Source organism: Paraburkholderia sp. BR10954 (assembly GCF_040965775.1).
GTDB classification, from domain to species: Bacteria; Pseudomonadota; Gammaproteobacteria; order Burkholderiales; family Burkholderiaceae; genus Paraburkholderia; species Paraburkholderia youngii.
Genome location: NZ_JBFRCK010000034.1, coordinates 1 through 16,478, shown reverse-complemented (window position 1 = coordinate 16,478; position 16,478 = coordinate 1). Strand labels below are relative to the sequence as shown.

At 66.5% G+C, this 16,478-nt stretch carries 11 protein-coding genes, 1 rRNA gene, 1 pseudogene and 2 riboswitches; of the genes and pseudogenes, 7 read left to right on the top strand and 6 right to left on the bottom strand.

Going from position 1 to position 16,478, the window contains the following annotated elements:
- Window positions 1-16: 16 nt before the first annotated feature.
- Window positions 17-2,503, top strand: coding sequence for a CHASE2 domain-containing protein (locus tag AB4Y34_RS32985; RefSeq protein ID WP_368718414.1), 2,487 nt, complete (start codon window positions 17-19; stop codon window positions 2,501-2,503).
- A 42-nt stretch (window positions 2,504-2,545) separates the two neighbouring features.
- Window positions 2,546-3,160 (top strand): DUF4136 domain-containing protein, encoded by a 615-nt coding sequence (locus AB4Y34_RS32980; RefSeq protein ID WP_368718413.1) that lies wholly within the window; start codon window positions 2,546-2,548, stop codon window positions 3,158-3,160.
- A gap of 38 nt (window positions 3,161-3,198) precedes the next feature.
- On the opposite strand, the gene bluB is transcribed toward AB4Y34_RS32980, so the two are convergent.
- From bluB to cobA, 5 genes and pseudogenes are all read right to left on the bottom strand, one after another.
- Window positions 3,199-3,858 carry a 5,6-dimethylbenzimidazole synthase gene (bluB, locus tag AB4Y34_RS32975; RefSeq protein WP_368718412.1) on the bottom strand — a complete coding sequence of 220 codons (660 nt, stop codon included), beginning with the start codon at window positions 3,856-3,858 and terminating at the stop codon, window positions 3,199-3,201.
- Window positions 3,842-5,194: a cobyrinate a,c-diamide synthase gene (locus AB4Y34_RS32970; protein ID WP_368718411.1), complete on the bottom strand. Its 1,353-nt coding sequence runs from the start codon at window positions 5,192-5,194 to the stop codon at window positions 3,842-3,844. The genes bluB and AB4Y34_RS32970 overlap by 17 nt, the downstream gene beginning before the upstream one ends.
- Window positions 5,195-5,197: 3 nt before the next feature.
- The gene (gene cobO, locus AB4Y34_RS32965; RefSeq protein ID WP_018421084.1) at window positions 5,198-5,800 is read right to left on the bottom strand and encodes a cob(I)yrinic acid a,c-diamide adenosyltransferase; all 603 of its coding nucleotides are present in this window, start codon (window positions 5,798-5,800) and stop codon (window positions 5,198-5,200) included.
- Window positions 5,797-6,243, bottom strand: coding sequence for a cobalamin biosynthesis protein (locus tag AB4Y34_RS32960; RefSeq protein ID WP_368718453.1), 447 nt, complete (start codon window positions 6,241-6,243; stop codon window positions 5,797-5,799). Before AB4Y34_RS32960 ends, cobO begins: the two co-directional genes overlap by 4 nt.
- A gap of 51 nt (window positions 6,244-6,294) precedes the next feature.
- Window positions 6,295-7,020, bottom strand: a pseudogene (gene cobA / locus AB4Y34_RS32955) (uroporphyrinogen-III C-methyltransferase); the annotation flags it as partial.
- 243 nt (window positions 7,021-7,263) lie between these two features.
- Window positions 7,264-7,531, bottom strand: a riboswitch (cobalamin riboswitch).
- An 80-nt stretch (window positions 7,532-7,611) separates the two neighbouring features.
- Window positions 7,612-7,890, top strand: a riboswitch (cobalamin riboswitch).
- A 202-nt stretch (window positions 7,891-8,092) separates the two neighbouring features.
- Between cobA and cobW the strand changes: the two are divergent.
- The 4 genes from cobW to AB4Y34_RS32935 all read left to right on the top strand — a co-directional run bounded on the left by cobW (window position 8,093) and on the right by AB4Y34_RS32935 (window position 14,775).
- Entirely contained in the window at window positions 8,093-9,184 is a 1,092-nt protein-coding gene (cobW, locus tag AB4Y34_RS32950) for a cobalamin biosynthesis protein CobW (protein WP_281374983.1), read from the top strand.
- 13 nt (window positions 9,185-9,197) lie between these two features.
- Complete coding sequence (gene cobN / locus AB4Y34_RS32945) at window positions 9,198-13,016, top strand: cobaltochelatase subunit CobN (protein WP_368718410.1); 3,819 nt, start codon at window positions 9,198-9,200, stop codon at window positions 13,014-13,016.
- A complete protein-coding gene (locus AB4Y34_RS32940; protein WP_368718409.1) occupies window positions 13,013-14,104 on the top strand; it encodes an ATP-binding protein in 1,092 nt (363 codons plus the stop codon). The genes cobN and AB4Y34_RS32940 overlap by 4 nt, the downstream gene beginning before the upstream one ends.
- Before the next feature lie 131 nt (window positions 14,105-14,235).
- The gene (locus AB4Y34_RS32935; protein ID WP_368718408.1) at window positions 14,236-14,775 is read left to right on the top strand and encodes a VWA domain-containing protein; all 540 of its coding nucleotides are present in this window, start codon (window positions 14,236-14,238) and stop codon (window positions 14,773-14,775) included.
- A 65-nt stretch (window positions 14,776-14,840) separates the two neighbouring features.
- Here AB4Y34_RS32935 and AB4Y34_RS32930 read toward each other — a convergent pair whose 3' ends face one another.
- Window positions 14,841-15,785 carry a flagellar brake protein gene (locus AB4Y34_RS32930; RefSeq protein ID WP_368718407.1) on the bottom strand — a complete coding sequence of 315 codons (945 nt, stop codon included), beginning with the start codon at window positions 15,783-15,785 and terminating at the stop codon, window positions 14,841-14,843.
- 586 nt (window positions 15,786-16,371) lie between these two features.
- Here AB4Y34_RS32930 and AB4Y34_RS32925 point away from each other — a divergent pair.
- Window positions 16,372-16,478 (top strand): 16S ribosomal RNA (locus tag AB4Y34_RS32925); the annotation flags it as partial.

Sequence of the window (16,478 nt, the reverse complement as noted above, 5' to 3'; positions counted from 1 at the left end):
CCGACTACATCGTCCCTTGCCCGCCACTTCTACGCGACTGAGCCTCGATCCGCGCGCCCGTCTCGGACGGCGGGCCGGCCGGCGCTTTCTGATCGAGTGGCTCAGCGTCGGCTGCCTCGGCCTCGCGGTGGTCCTGCTGACTTCGCTCGGGCGCGTCGGCGCGGGCATCGATCTGCTGGTGTACGACCAGTTTCTGAAGCTGCGCGCGCAGCCGCTGCTGTCGGACATCGTCGTCGTCGAGATCGACAATGCGACCATCGACGGGCTCGGCCGCTGGCCGTGGCCACGCAGCGTGCATGCGCGGCTGCTCGAGCAGCTTGCCGCGGCCAAACCTGCCGCGGTGATCTACGACGTGCTGTTCACCGAGCCCAACCTCGACGACGCCCGGCTCGCCCACGCCATCGCGCTGAGCCCGACCTATCTGCCCGTGCTGCTGACACCGCCCGATGCGAGCGGCGAGCGCACCGTCGATCAACCCGTCACGCCGCTCGCGCAGGCGGCAGCCGGGCTCGGTCACATCAATTTCGAAGTGGACAGCGATGGCATCGTGCGCAGCGTCGCGCGCTTCCACGGCGACGAGCACTCGCGCTGGCCGCAACTGACGGTGCTCGTCGCCGACGCGGTCGAACACGGCAAGCTGCATCTGCGCAACGGGCTGCCGCCGCGTCGCTCGAACGAGCCCGCGCGCGGCAGCGACGACGGCCGCGAAGACCGCTTCCTGATACCGTTCGGCCCGAATGCCGCGAACTACGCGAGCTTCAGTTTCGCCGACGTGCTCGCCGGCAAGGTGCCGGCCGATCAGTTGCGCGGGCGCATCGTCGTGATCGGCGTGACGGCGTCGGGTCTGTACGACCGCTTCGCGACGCCTGTGTCGGGCGAGCTCGGTCCGCTGCCAGGCGTCTACATCCACGCGAACGTGCTCGACACGCTGCTGACCGGCCGCGAGATCCAGCCGGTCGCGCTGTGGATCGTGTTCGCGGCGGCACTCGCGCCGCTCGGCGCGTTGCTCGGCGGCTTCCTCGTGCTGTCGCCGCGCCGCTCGCTGATGCTGACCGGCGCGCTGGTGCTGCTCGCCGTGGCCGGCAGCGCGCTCCTGCTGTACGGCGGCAGGCTGTGGATGTCGCCGGTGCCGGCGATCCTCGGCGTCGCGATCGTCTACCCGATCTGGAACTGGCGCCGCCTCGAAATGACGATGGCGTATCTGCGCGGCGAGCTGCAACGTCTCGCCGACGAGCCGCATCTGCTGCCAGAAACGCCGAGGCGCCGCCGCGAGTTCGGCGGCGACGTGCTCGCACAGCACATGGCGCTGATGGCTGAGGCCGCGCAACGGGTGCAGGACATGAAACGCTTCGTGTGGGACAGCCTCGACAGCATGCCGGAGCCGATTCTCGTCAGCGATGTGGGCGGCGTCGTGCTGATCGCGAATCACGCGGCGAAAGCGCATTTCGCGCGGCTCGGTGCGCCGATGCCCGAGGGCCAGCCGATGCAGAGCGTGCTCGGCGGGCTCACGCTCGTGAAGACGATCGATACCGGCGCGGCCTCGGACAACCAGCGCAACGTGTACGCGCACGCGCACTGGCCGGCGCCGCTCGATCCGACGCGCGGCGAGTTCGCGGCGCTGATGGCGCAGGGTGTCGAGGTGCGCGACACGAACGAGCGCGACCATCTGCTGCGCTATGCGACCTGCACCAACGCGCAGGGCGAGACGACCGGCTGGATCGCCGGTTTGGTCGACGTGTCGGCGCTGCATGCGGCCGAGCGTCAGCGCGAGGACGCGCTGCGGCTGCTGTCGCACGACATGCGTTCGCCGCAGGCGTCGATCATTGCGCTGGTCGAGATCGAGCGCGCGCGGACCGAGCCGGCGCTCGCGCGCGGAGTGCTCGAGCGCATCGAACGCTACGCGCAACGCGCGCTCACGCTCGCCGACGACTTCGTGCAACTGGCGCGCGCCGAATCGCAGGCCTATGTGCTCGAGCCGCTGAGCCTGACCGAACTCGTCATCGATGCGAGCGACGAGGTCTGGCCGCAGGCGCACGCGAAGCGCATCACGCTGCATACGGAAACCGGCGACGACAGCAACGACGAACCCTGGATTTGCGCCGACCGCTCACTGATGACACGCGCGCTCGTCAATATTCTGAACAACGCGGTCAAGTACAGTCCGCCCGACACGCGCATCGTGTGCAGCTTCGCGAGCCAGCCGGCGGCGAGGCGCGAAGGCAGCGGGGCGGCTCGCGTGGCGTGCACGATCCGCGACCAGGGCTATGGCATCCCGAAGGAGCAGCAGGCGGGGCTATTCGAGCGCTTTCGCCGTTTTCACGAGGCAGAGCGGCCGGAAGTGGGCGGCGCGGGACTCGGCATGGCGTTCATCAAAACTGTCGTTACGCGCCACGGCGGCAGCGTCGAAGTCGTCAGCGCGCCCGGCGAGGGGACGGCCTTTACGATCTGGCTGCCCGCGCTCGACGACGCGCCGCTCGATGAAACGAGCGCACCGCGCGCCTGATGCGCTCGTGATGGATTCGATGGACTAGAGAGAAGACAGAAAATGGCGAAGATCGCTCACCTATGTGCCGCGCTGGCCGCGACGAGCCTCACCGCTTGCGCGGGCCTCAGCGCCGACGTGCACACCGTCTCCGCCAACGGCGCCGATCACGCCGTTGCACTGCAAGGCGAGCAGACCTATTCGCTCGCGCGCACGCCGGCGCAGGACGACAGCACCGACCATCCGCAAGTCGAAAAGCTGCTGCGCGACGAGTTGGCGAAACACGGCTTCGTCGATACGGCGGGCAAGCCCGCGCATTATCTGCTGTCGATCGCGTATAGCACGCGGCCGGCGTCGATCGGCATTGGCGGTGGGGATTGCGCGCCCGCCGATTGCGGCGCGGGCAGCGACGGTCCAGGCGCGCTGCTGTTCGGGCGCAAGTATCAGCACGCGCTGACGCTGCGCTTTTTCGACTATGCGAGCGGCACCGAGCGCTACAAGGTCAGCGCGGTGTATGGCGATCGCGACGCGGACCCGCTGCATGCGCTGCCGCTGCTCGTGAAAACCGCGCTTGCGAAGCTGCCGTACGACGCGCCGGCCGACTGGCGCGTGAAGCTCAGTATCGACAAGGCGAGCGGTGCGCCGAACGTCGAGTCGATGGAGCCGCTGCGGCGCTAAATAATGCAGCTTCGAGTCGCCGGAGCCGTGCGTGTCGGTTATTCCGGCGCCGGCTTGCCGCCCGGCCAGCGGTTTTCGAACACGCAATCGGCTAGCGGCAGACGGCTCGCCCAGCGCTCCGTTTCGAGCATCGGCTCGCTGTAGAACGCATCGACGTGGCCGAGACACAGAATCGCGACCGGCCGCGCCCCTTCCGGCATCGCCAGTAGCCGGTGCACCGCGTCGACATCGAACAGCGACACCCATCCAAGCCCGAGTCCTTCCGCGCGCGCGGCGAGCCACATGTTCTGGATCGCGCACGCGACCGACGCGAGGTCCATCTCCGGCAGCGTCCGACGGCCGAACACGTGTCGCTCGCGACCGTCCATCAAAGCGATCACCAGCAGTTCCGCGCAATCGCGCATGCCTTCGACCTTCAGCTTCATGAACTCGTCGCGGCGCTTGCCGAGCGCGTCGGCGGTAGCGAGCCGTTCGCGCTCGACGATGTCGCGCAAGCCCGTGCGCAGCGCCGCATCGGTGATGCGCACGATGCGCCACGGCTGCATGTAGCCGACGCTCGGCGCGTGATGCGCCGCGTCGAGCAGACGCCGCAGCACCGCCGGATCGACCGGATCGGGCACGAAGTGGCGCATGTCGCGGCGTTCGTAAATCGCGCGATAGACCGCATCGCGCTCGGAGTCGTCAAAAGGCTTCGCCATGAAAGAGGGCGGCCGTGAAAGCCGGGTTGGAGGGCCAGTAAGCGTGCATATAGGTTGCCACAATCGGGCCCACGCGGAACACCGCTTCGCCGGGGGTGTCGCTGTGCGCGCGGGTGGCGAAGCGCTGCGGTTCGAGCGGTGTCGCGAGCTTCGAGTAATGAAACGTGTGGCCGGTCAGCGTGCCGTGCAGGCCGTCGATCTGCTGCATGCCGAGCGACGTGAAGCGCGTTTGCATCGTCGCGTGACCGGGCAGCAGGCCGAGCATCCGCGTGCGCGTGCCTTGCGCGTCGGTCAGGGTGTCGAGCAGGTAGAGCATGCCGCCGCATTCGGCGACCACCGGTTTGTCCGCCACGACGTGCGCGCGGATCGATGCCGCGCTGCTCATGTTGCCCGCGAGCGTCGCCATATGCAGTTCGGGATAGCCGCCCGGCAGATAGAGCGCGTGCGTGTCGGCGGGCAACGCTTCGTCGGCGAGCGGCGAGAAATAGCTGAGCCGCGCGCCGAGCGCTTCGAGCAGCGCGAGGTTGGCGGGGTAGATGAACGAGAACGCGGCGTCGCGCGCGATCGCGATGTGCGTGCCTTCGAGCAGACGCGGCAGCACCTCGGGCGACGGTGCGCCGAAATCGACCGGCGGCGGCAGTTCGGCGAGCGCGGTCGACGCGAGCGTATCCGCCGCGCGTTCGAGGCGCGCTTCCAGATCGTCGATTTCATCGGCTTGATGCAGGCCGAGGTGCCGGTCGGGCAGCGTGATCTCGTCGCTCGTGGCGATGTGGCCGCACCAGCGCAGTTCAGGCGGCAGCGCTTCCTGCAGCATCTGCGCGTGCCGGGCCGAGCCGACGCGATTCGCGAGCACGCCATGAAACGGCAGTTGCGGTCTGAAGCGCGCAAGACCGAACGCGAGCGCGCCGAAGGTCTGCGCCATCGCCTGCGCGGAAATCACCGCAAGCACCGGCACGCCGAACGTGGTCGCCAGATCGGCGCTGCTCGGCGTGCCGTCGAACAGGCCCATCACGCCTTCGATCAGGATCAGATCGGCTTCTTGCGCCGCCTGCGCGAGCAGGTTGCGGCACGCGCTTTCGCCGACCATCCATAGATCGAGCGACAGCACCGGCGCGCCGCTCGCGCGCGCGAGGATCATCGGGTCGAGAAAATCCGGCCCGGTCTTGAACACGCGCACGCGACGTCCGAGCCGCCGGTGATAGCGCGCGAGACCCGCGGTGATCGTGGTCTTGCCTTGTCCCGAGGCGGGCGCGCTGATGAACAGCGCGGGGCACGCTGCGGAGCGAGTCCCCTTGGGGGGCGCCCCGAAGGAAGTCCCCGTGGGGGGTGCGGACATCGTTCAGAACTCCACGCCGCGCTGCGCCTTCACACCCTGCTCGCGATACGGATGCTTGATCGCGCGCATTTCGGTGACGAGGTCGGCGGCTTCGATCAGCGCGTCGGGCGCATGGCGCCCGGTCACGACGACGTGCAGCATCGGCGCTCGCGCATTGATCACGGCGAGCACTTCGTCGAGCGGCAGGTACTCGTACTTCAGCACGGTGTTCAGCTCGTCGAGGATCACCATCTGGTAGTCGCCGCTTTCGATCATCCGCCGCGCTTCGTTCCAGCCCTTGCGCGCGGTCGCCATGTCGGCTTCGCGGTTCTGCGTGTTCCACGTATAGCCGTCGCCCATCGTGACGAAATCGCATTGCGCGATCGCGCCGAGGAAATCGCGCTCCGACGTATGCAGCGCGCCCTTGATGAACTGCACGACACCCAGCCGCATGCCGTGGCCGAGCACCCGCACGGCCATGCCGAACGCGGCTGTGCTCTTGCCCTTGCCGGTGCCGGTGTTGACGATCAGCAGGCCTTTTTCGACGGTCGCGCTGGCCTGTTTCTTTTCGTGGCCTTCGCGGCGGCGCTCGGTCATGCGTTGATGCGATTCGGGATCGGTTTTCATCGGAGGTCCTGGTCTTGAGGGGCGGGATGGAAGGGCGCTACGTCGCCGGGTGCGCAGTCGCTCGCCGCCGCAATCGCGACGGTAATGCCGGCGTGCGTGGTCTTGCGTACGACCAGACGGGCGTTTTTCGCGATTGTCGCGCAGACCGACGCTGCTGCCGCCAGTAGCGCACACGGTTCGCACACACCGTCGACACCAAGATGCGCGCGCGCGGCCGCCGACGGCGACGCGACCGGTGCGGCGGTGATCTGCTCGCGGCTGAACAGTTGCAGCGGTAGTTGATGGCGCGAACAGAATTCGAGCAGACCTGCTTCGTTGGCTTTGGCGTCGATCGTCGCGATGGTGTGGATCTGCTCGAAGGCATTCGAACCGAGTGCTGCGCGCACGGCGGCTTCGATGTCAGCCGCATCGCTGTGCAAGCGGCAACCTACGCCGACGCTCAGCGTTTTAATCGCGCTCGCAGCTTGTTCGTGAGCGACTCGGCCGTCGCGTTTGGCCGCATCACGCGCAAGCGCGAACGAGGCCACGCCGCCGATCACGACGATCGCCGGCGAGCCGAGCCCCGCGCGCACGACCGCCTCGGCAAACTCGCGCAGCGGCGCGAGCACGTGACGCTGCTCGGGCCGCGTCGCCGATTCGATCGCCGCGCAGGGCGTATCGGCGGACATGCCGGCCGCGAGCAACGCGCCGACGATTTCGCCGAGCCGCCGCATGCCCATATAGATCACGAGCGTCATGCGCGTCGCGGCGAGCGCGGCCCAGTCCGGCTCGCCACCGCCGGCGCCGTGGCCGGTGACGAACACGACGCCCTGCGCGTAATCGCGATGCGTGACCGGGATGCCGAGCGTCGCGGGCGCGGCGATGCCGGCCGTGATGCCGTTGATCACGTCGACTTCGATACCCGCCGCCTGCAGCGCCTGCAATTCTTCGCCGCCGCGGCCGAACACGAACGGATCACCGCCTTTGAGCCGCGCCACGCTGCGTCCCGCGCGCAGATGCCCGAGCATTTGCGCGACGATCTCCGCTTGCGGCGTTGACGGATGGCCGCCGCGTTTGCCGACGTACACGACTTGCGCGTTGGCGCTTGCAAACTGCAGTACGTCGGGATTGACCAGATCGTCGACCAGCACGACATCGGCCTGGGCGAGCGCACGAGTGGCCTTCAGGGTCATCAGTTCGACGTCGCCGGGACCGGCGCCGATCAGCCAGGCGCGCGTCATCGCGGCGTGCATGGCGCATGCCATGCGGAGATGGGGGGAGAGAAGCGGCGTGCGACGGTGCACGCAGCGGTGAATATGGATGTCATGCGGTACAGCGAATCGGGGTGCGGTCACTCGTGCGGTTCGCGGCGGATTCTTCAGAGAGAACGCCACGACACACGCGATGCCACGTTTCTACGCCTTCACATCCGTTCCCCGCGGATTCCGGCGGCCGGCGGCGCAACCTGATGCACGGATGCATGCGGCGCCGCCTCCGCGTCTGGCCGGTATCCGGGCTGGCGGCCTCACGCGCTTCGCCTTCCCGTGCCGGTTGCGAATCTGCGGATTCGCGGGACAGTGGCATCAAAAAACGCATGCGCGGCACGGTGGAATCGAAGGCGATTCGAATCGCGCGCCGCAGGTCGCTTACCGTTGCGGGGACAGCACAGGTTGAACGCGCGACGCGCTGCCTGTTTCCCGTTTAACTGCACATGCGAGCGCATGTGCGGGCACCAAACGCGCGCATACGATAGCACATGACGCCTTGCCAGATAAGCCTCGGCGGCGCTTTCCGGCGCTCTGCGTTCCTTGACTGCGCATGCCCGGGGGCCTACACTCGCACGCACTTTGGGTGCTCGCGTGCGCGTTCGTGCGCATGCAGTTAAACGGGAAACAGGGAGCCATCTGCGCTAGAGCGGCTAACCTGTGCTGTCCCCGCAACGGTAAGCGAAAAGCGGTTCCGGCTTGATAGCCGGGCGCCGCGGTGCCGGCTTCGATGTCCTCGCGCAAGGTCGCGTCGACATATCACCACTGGACGAGAAACCACTCGTCCGGGAAGGGGGAGCGGCGCTTTCGCCAGCCCGGATACCGGCCCGAAGAAGCAGAACGACCGCCGCGGGGATGCGGCGGCGCGTTCATGACCTCAGTTCCGCTTTCTGTATTTCCGTTGTCGCGGCAATGCCGTCGTTCGTCCCCGTGTCTAGTGATCGCTGGTACTGTTGCGCGTGCTTCATTCGCTCCATTCGCCAGCCGATGCCGACCGATGCGCGGAACTTGCGGCAGACCGATGCAACGCAAAGGGATGGACCTCACGATGCAAACTCAATTGCGCAAGATTCCCGTCACGATCGTTACCGGCTTTCTCGGCAGTGGCAAAACTACGTTGCTGCGGCACATCCTTCAGCATGCGGGCGGCAAGCGCATCGCGGTGATCGTCAACGAGTTCGGCGAACTCGGCATCGACGGCGAAATCCTCAAGGGCTGCGGCATCGGTTGCGATGAAAACGGCGTCGAGACCGAAGGACAATTGTATGAACTCGCGAACGGTTGTCTGTGCTGCACCGTGCAGGAAGAGTTTTTCCCGGTGATGGAAAAGCTCGCAGAGCGGCGCGACGAACTCGATCACGTGCTGATCGAAACCTCGGGGCTCGCGTTGCCGAAGCCGCTCGTGCAGGCGTTCAACTGGCCGCAGATCCGCAACGGCTTCACGGTCGACGCGGTGGTGACGGTGGTGGATGGCCCGGCCGCCGCAAGCGGCCAGTTCGCCGATAACCCGGTCGCCGTCGATGCGCAGCGCAAGGCCGATCCGAATCTCGATCACGAGTCGCCGCTGCACGAGCTGTTCGAAGACCAGTTGTCGGCTGCCGATCTGGTGATTCTGAACAAGACCGATCTGATCGACGACGCGCGGCAGCACGAAGTGGAAGCCGCGATCCGCGCGGAGATTCCGCCGCAGGTGAAGATCGTGCGCGCGCAGCGGGGGCAGCTCGACCTGCATACGCTGCTGGGGCTCGAAGCGGCGTCGGAACAGACGATCCATCTGCGTCACGACCACCACGGTTCCGCCGACGACCCCGATCATCACCACGACGAATTCGATTCGGTCGTCGTGCAGGCATCGGTGCCGTCGCGCGACGCGGCGCTCGCCGCGTTGCAGACGCTGGTCGAAAGCCACACGATTTACCGTGTCAAAGGCTTCGCGGCACTGCCGGGCGCGGCGATGCGCCTCGTGATCCAGGGCGTTGGCCGGCGCTTCGACAGCTACTTCGACCGGCGCTGGCAGGCGGGCGAAAGCGGCGACGACGCCCTGAGCCGCTTCGTCCTGATCGGCGAAGACCTCGATCAACCCGCGCTGCAACAGGCGTTCGACGCGGCGCTCGGCGCGACGTCGAACGCGACGGCATAACGGGCGCGCCAGCATGCATTTGCTGCGCACGACGCCGGGCGGTTTCGTCGACGATACGCAGGGCGTGATCCGCATCGATCAGCAGCCCGCCGAGATCGTCGTGCTCAGTTCCGCCGACACCACGCTGTCGCTGCTCGCGAGCGTGGTGCCGCGTCTCGATGACGGCTTCCCGAGCCTGCGGCTCGCGAACGTCACGTATCTGCGTCAGCCTGCCTCGGTCGATTTCTATCTCGACGACGTGTTGCAGCATGCGCGCGTGGTCGTCGTCGATCATCTCGGCGGCGAAGCGTATTGGCCGTACGGCATCGAGCAGGTCGTCGCGCTCGCGCAGCGCAAACAGCAAACGCTCGCGATGTTTTCCGGCGATCTGCAGGAGGACCCGAACCTGCTCGCGCGCAGCACCGCGAGCGCCGAGTTGTGTCAGCAGTTGTGGCGCTATCTGCGCGAGGGCGGTCCGCAGAACGCCGAGGCGTTTTTGCGCTGCATCGCGTACCGCGCGCTCGGTCGGGGGCGCGCGCCCGAGCCGCCGCGCGCATTGCCGGCCGCGTCGCTGTATCACCCCGAGCGCGATACGCCTACCGTTGCCGACTGGCAGGCGCGTTGGCGGCAGGACGCGCCGGTCGTCGCGATCCTGTTCTACAAGGCGCATCTGCAGGCCGCCAATACCGCGGTGTTCGATGCGTTGATCGATGCGCTCGAAGCGCAAGGGCTCAATCCGCTGCCGCTCGCGATCACGTCGTTGAAGGATGCGATGAGCCGCGATGTCGTGCAGTCGCTGTGCGCGCAACATGGCGTCGTGCTGGTGCTGAACACCACCGCGTTCGCCGCGTCCGCGATCGACGACCCGGAGCCGCTCGCACTCGCCGGCGACGCGCCGGTGTTCCAGGTGATCCTGAGCGGCGGCAATCGCGACGATTGGCTGAAAGACAACCACGGCCTCAATTCGCGCGATATCGCGATGCACGTCGCGCTGCCCGAAGTGGACGGGCGCATCATCACGCGCGCGATCAGCTTCAAGGGGCTCGCGTATCGCTGTGCGCATACGCAGGTCGACGTGGTTCGTTATCAGCCCGACCTCGAACGGGTGCGCTTTCTCGCCGAGCTGAGCCGGCGCTGGTGCCGTCTGCGTTCGCTCGATAACGCCGACAAGAAAGTCGCGTTGATTCTCGCGAACTATCCGATGAGCGAAGGGCGCATCGGCAATGGCGTGGGACTCGATACGCCGGCATCGGTGGTCGGCATTCTGTCGATGCTGCGCGATGAAGGCTATCGTGTCGGCGAATTGCCAGACAGCGGCGACGCGTTGTTGAACAGGCTGACCGAGGGCGTGACCAACGATCCGGTCGTCCGCGATCTGCGTCCGGCCCTGCAAAGCCTCGCACTCGACGACTATCTCGCGCATTTCAACGCGTTGCCAGCGAGCGTGCGCGACGCGTTGAACGCGCGCTGGGGCAAGCCCGACCAGGACCCGACGCTGCGGCGCGGCCGCTTCATGATCGCGGGCTGGCGCTGCGGGCAGGTGTTCGTCGGCATTCAGCCTTCGCGTTCGCGCGAACAAGGCGACTATGCGAGCTATCACGATGCCGAGCTCGTACCGCCGCATGCGTACCTCGCGTTCTACTTCTGGCTGCGCCACCAGTTCGGCATCGACGCGGTCGTGCACGTCGGCAAGCACGGCAACCTGGAGTGGCTGCCGGGCAAAAGCGTCGCGCTGAGCGACGCGTGCTGGCCCGATCTGATTCTCGGGCCGATGCCGCATCTGTATCCGTTCATCGTCAACGATCCGGGCGAGGGCAGCCAGGCGAAGCGGCGCGCGCAGGCGGTGATCATCGATCATCTGATGCCGCCGCTTACGCGCGCTGAAAGCTATGGGCCGCTGCAAGACCTCGAACGCCAGGTCGACGAATACTACGAAGCATTGATGGTCGATCCGCGTCGCGCAAAGCTCTTGCGTCGCACGATTCTGACGACGATCGTCGAGCATCGGCTGCACGAAGAACTGAGTCTCGCGGCGCCGAACGGACAGGACGATGAAGACGCGCTGCTCACGCGCGTCGATGCGTGGCTGTGCGAGCTGAAGGAAGCACAGATTCGCGATGGCCTGCATACGTTCGGGCAGTCGCCGCGCGGCGCGCAGCGACGCGATACGCTGCTCGCGCTCGGGCGCTTTCCCATCGGCGATGGACAGGGCGGCAAGGCCGGGCTCGTCGACGCGCTGGCGCGCGATCTGCGCATCGATCATCTGTTCGATCCGTTGAGCGTGGATTGGGCCGCCGCATGGGACGGCCCGCGTCCCGAAGTTTTGCAGCGGGTCAGCGACGCACCGTGGCGACATTGCGGCGATACCCGCGAGCGCCTGGAGTTGCTTGCGGGCGAGCTGTTGCGCGGCGTCTGCGGTGTCGATTGCGATGACGCGGATCGTTCGCGGGCCGTCCCCGCAGGCGACGAGAGTCTGCCGCAAGCGGCACAGGTGATCGCGCGCCTGCGCGACGACGTGCTGCCGCGCCTCGACGCCTGTGGCCCGCAGGAAATGACGCAGCTCAAGCGCGGCCTCGAAGGGCGTTTCGTGCCGCCAGGTCCGAGCGGCTCGCCTTCGCGCGGTCGGCCCGACGTATTGCCCACCGGCCGCAACTTCTATTCGGTCGACACGCGCGCGGTGCCGACCCAAGCCGCGTGGGCACTCGGCCTGAAATCGGCACAGCAACTGATCGAGCGGCATCTGCAGGAGCATGGCGATTATCCGCGCGCGATCGGCCTGTCGGTCTGGGGCACCGCGACGATGCGCACCGGCGGCGACGATATCGCTCAGGCGCTCGCGCTGCTCGGCGTGCGGCCGAAGTGGGCGCCGGGCAGTCATCGCGTGACGGACTTCGAGATCATGCCGATCGAAGCGTTCGACCGGCCGCGTATCGATGTCACCTTGCGCGTATCCGGTTTCTTTCGCGATGCGTTCGCGAACGTGATGCATCTGTTCGATGCGGCCGTGCAGGCGGTTGCCGACCTCGACGAGCCCGCGGAGCTGAATCCAATTCGCGCGCGCGTGCAGCGCGAACGCGATGCGTTGATTGCCCGCGGCATGGACCCGGTCGATGCGCGCAAGCGCGCCGGCTGGCGCGTGTTCAGCGCGCGACCCGGCGCGTACGGCGCGGGTCTGCAGCAGATGATCGACTCGCGCGAGTGGCAGACCGACGCCGATCTGGCGAACGCGTATCAGGCGTGGGGCGGATATGCGTATGCGCAGAAGAGCGCGGGCGAGGAGGCGCATCAAGCGTTTGGCGCGCGCCTCGCAGCGCTGGATGTGGTGCTGCAGAACCAGGACAACCGCGAGCACGACGTGCTCGATTCGAACGACTACTACCAGTTTCAGGGTGGCATGGTCGCGGCGGTACGGCATCTGGCCGGTCAGCAGCCGAGTGTCTATCACGCCGATCACAGCAATCCGGCCGCGCCGCGCGTGCGGACGCTGCAGGAGGAGATTGCGCGCGTGATCCGCTCGCGCGTGGTCAATCCGAAATGGCTCGATGGCGTGAAGCGCCACGGCTACAAGGGCGCGGCCGAGATCGCCGCGACCGTCGACTATCTGTATGGCTACGACGCGACCGCGCGCGTGATCGCCGATCATCAATACGCGCTCGTCGCCGATGCTTATCTGAACGACGCCGACACTCGCGCGTTCATGCAACGGCACAACCCGCATGCGCTGCATTCGATCTGCGAGCGTTTGCTCGAAGCGATGCAGCGAGGGCTGTGGCAGCAGCCGGGCGACTATCGCGCGCAGGTGGAAGCGCATCTGCTTGCGAGCGAACAGCAGATCGAAGGAAGACAAACATGAATGGAGCGATGCGAGGAACGGACGACGTAGGCAGCGCGGGCTCTGTGTCGGGCACAGCATCGCGGCCGGTTTTTCCGTTTGCCGCGCTGATTGGCCAGGCCTCGTTGCAGCAGGCGCTGGTGCTCGCTGCGATCGATCCGGGCTTGGGCGGCGTACTGATCAGCGGACCGCGCGGCACCGCGAAGTCGACCGCCGCGCGCGCGCTCGCCGAGCTGCTGCCGGAAGGGCAGCTCGTGAATCTGCCGCTTGGCGCGAGCGAGGATCGTCTGATCGGCACGCTCGATATCGAAACCGTGCTGCGCGACGGCTCAGTACGCTTCTCGCCGGGGCTGCTCGCGAAGGCGCATCGCGGCGTGCTGTACGTCGATGAAGTCAATCTGCTGCCCGATGCGCTCGTCGATGCGTTGCTCGATGCGGCGGCGAGCGGCGTGAATACCGTCGAACGCGATGGCGTGTCGCACAGTCATGACGCGAACTTCGTGCTGATCGGCACGATGAATCCCGAAGAGGGCGAGTTGCGGCCCCAACTTATCGACCGCTTCGGTCTGATGGTGGAGTTGCAGAACGCGTTCGAGCCGCAGGTGCGGCAGGCGATCGTCAAAGCGCGGTTCGCGTTCGATCTCGATCCCGCGGGGTTTCGTGCCTCTTATGCGGAGCAGCAGGCTTCATACGTGCAGCGAATTCGCTCGGCGCGCGCGGCGCTGCCGCTGCTGGCGTTCGATGACACCGTCCATGCGCGCGTGAGCGCGCTATGCATCGACGCGGCCGTCGACGGCCTGCGCGCCGACCTCGTGATGCTGCGCGCGGCGCGTGCGCTGGCCGCGTTCGAACAGACGGATGCGGTGACGGTCGGACATGTGGAGCGCGTCGCCGATGCGGTGCTGCTTCATCGGCGACGTCAACATGATTCGCAACATGCGAATCAGCGTCAGCCGGAAAGCGAGGCGCGGTCACAGCGCGTCGCCGGGGGTGCGTCCGGCGATACGGCGATATCTTCCGCTGACTCCGACTGGGGTTACCTGCCGCCCGAGCCGACCGCGACTGTGCCCGTCAAAGGCGTCATTCCGCTCGACGCAAAAAAACGCTGAGCCATCGGAAGGGCGCCGCCGCTGACTCGCGCAGCGGTTTTCGATGGCCGCAAGGTGCGGGGGCGGGTGCGCGCGACACGTCGCGCGGCGAACCGGGCCGGCGCATTGCCTGGCCACCGACGCTCGCCGCGATGCGCGAGCGCACGCTGCGTCGCGAGCATTTGCGTTTCGCACGCGAAGCGCCGCGCGGCGGTGTGCTGCATTGCTTCGTGCTCGATTGCTCCGGGTCGATGCTGGCGGGCCAACGCCTCGCGCTCGCGAAGGGGCTACTGACTGCCTTGTTCGACCGTGCGAGTGCGATGCGCAGCGAGGCTGCGCTGATCTGCTTCGGCGGCGCGGGCGCGGACATACGCTTCGGTCCCGCCGTGCCGCGCTGGTGGAACGAGCGATGGCTCGCGCCCGTGGGCGGAGGTGGCGGCTCGCCGCTCGCGTCGGGCGTGCGGAGCGCCGCGCATTTGCTCGAGCGCTGCGCGCGGCGACGTCCGGCCCAGCAGCGCTGGCTCTGGATTCTGACCGACGGCCGCACGCGCGACGAACCCGCGCGGCCGGCCGACGCCGACGAAGTCGTGTTCGTCGATTTCGAGCGTGGTGCGATACGGCTCGGCCGTTGCGAAGTGCTCGCCAATGCGTGGGGAGCGCGGCGGTTGACGCCGGAACAGCTGATCGGCTGATCGATGTGTGCGCAGCGAGCTCGGACTGCTCCGTCCGCGCGCGCGTTGGTTGCCAGCCGGAGCGTCTATTTCAGCCCGTTGGACCAATGCTGCACATCCTCCTGACGATCGAACACGAACACCTTCATCGCCATCTGTTGAGCGGAATCGAGTTGATCCAGTTCGAGCCCATGCATGGACGGCTCGCCAGGCGTCTTGCCCTTCTGAACGTTGCGGATCACTGCCATCGTCTCGATCTGCGAATCGTATTCGGCCGACTTCAGCCGAAACGCGATGCGTAGCCGCTCGCCGACCTCGCCCAGTGTCCATGACGCGCACAACGACATGCCGAGTGCGCTGATGCCTTTGGCGAGGCCAAGGCCTTCGTATGTGTCGCCGGCCACACCGATGCCAAACCGCACGGGCAGATGCGCGTGGACGCGGATCGATTTGCGCTCGCGTAGCCGGCGGACCATGCCGGGTCTCGACAACACGACATAGTCGAACGGCACGCGGCAGACTGCTTCGACCGTGCAGACGAAACGGAACACGGCCTGACTCGCGATCGCGACGAGCTCGACGTTCTCGCCGGGCGTGAGCGGCAGCGGTTGGCCCTGCTGCATGGGCGGCGTGACGAACAGCGCATGATTCGGCGCGAAACCGATGATGCGGCATGGGTGCATCGGCGCGCCGCTGCCGAGTTGCGAACGCATGCCGATCAATGCGCCGATCTCGAGGTGCATGTCTTTCAGCGTCAGCTCGACGGTCTCGTCGGGCTGGGTCGTGGGCGCCGGCAGTTGTCGTGCGCCGAGGTCGTGCAGGTCGCCGCGGTGCGGGTGGAAGTGTTGGAACAGAAAGGCGCGTTCGTCGGTGGTCGCGAGCGTCGTCGCGCTTGCGAACAGCAGCGTACCGTCGGCATCGACGATCGGCCATGGGAGCGGCGTGCCTACCGGCACCGAATCGGGTTCGAGCGCCGGCGATGCAGCGGCGCGCTGGGTTTCCTCGACGTGTGCGTCGACGCGATTGTCCATAGTCGGCAGCGAATTTAAGTGGCGGGATGATCTGATTGACGGCGAGGAAGGGTAAAACTTTAACTTGGGGAGCGGTGGCGGATTCGCGCTGTGCTCGGACTACTTTGTTTTGTCGGTATCTGGACTTCAGTGGATTGAATTGGAGGACTAACTATTTTTGCTTCTTTTTAGGTCTGACGTGAGTTGACTCTTTTGCGGGTGTGGGCAAGAAAACGGAGACGAGAGTCTTTGCTCCCAAAAGAAATTCGCAGAAGGGGCTTGACGGGTTGTCGATCGCTCTCCATAATCCCGCTTCTCTGCTGCAGACGCAGCGACGCAAACGAAGCAGTGCCGGGTGGTGGTAGTTCAGGCGCTGCGGGTTGGGCGGATCGATCTTTAAAAACTAACAGCCGATAAGTGTGGGCGCTTGATGCGGAATGCGGCGGCGGATCCGTATGGATCTGCTGCAGGGCAAAAGTATCAGAAGCCTCACACAGTATTAGAGGAAGGTTTATCTGTCGAAAGACGGATTGATCATCGTCAGTACGTTGAGTGAGCGACCGGTTCGTCAGCAGGAAACTGCGGAACCGAAAACAGTAACAGGTTTGAACTGAAGAGTTTGATCCTGGCTCAGATTGAACGCTGGCGGCATGCCTTACACATGCAAGTCGAACGGCAGCACGGACTTCGGTCTGGTGGCGAGTGGCGAACGGG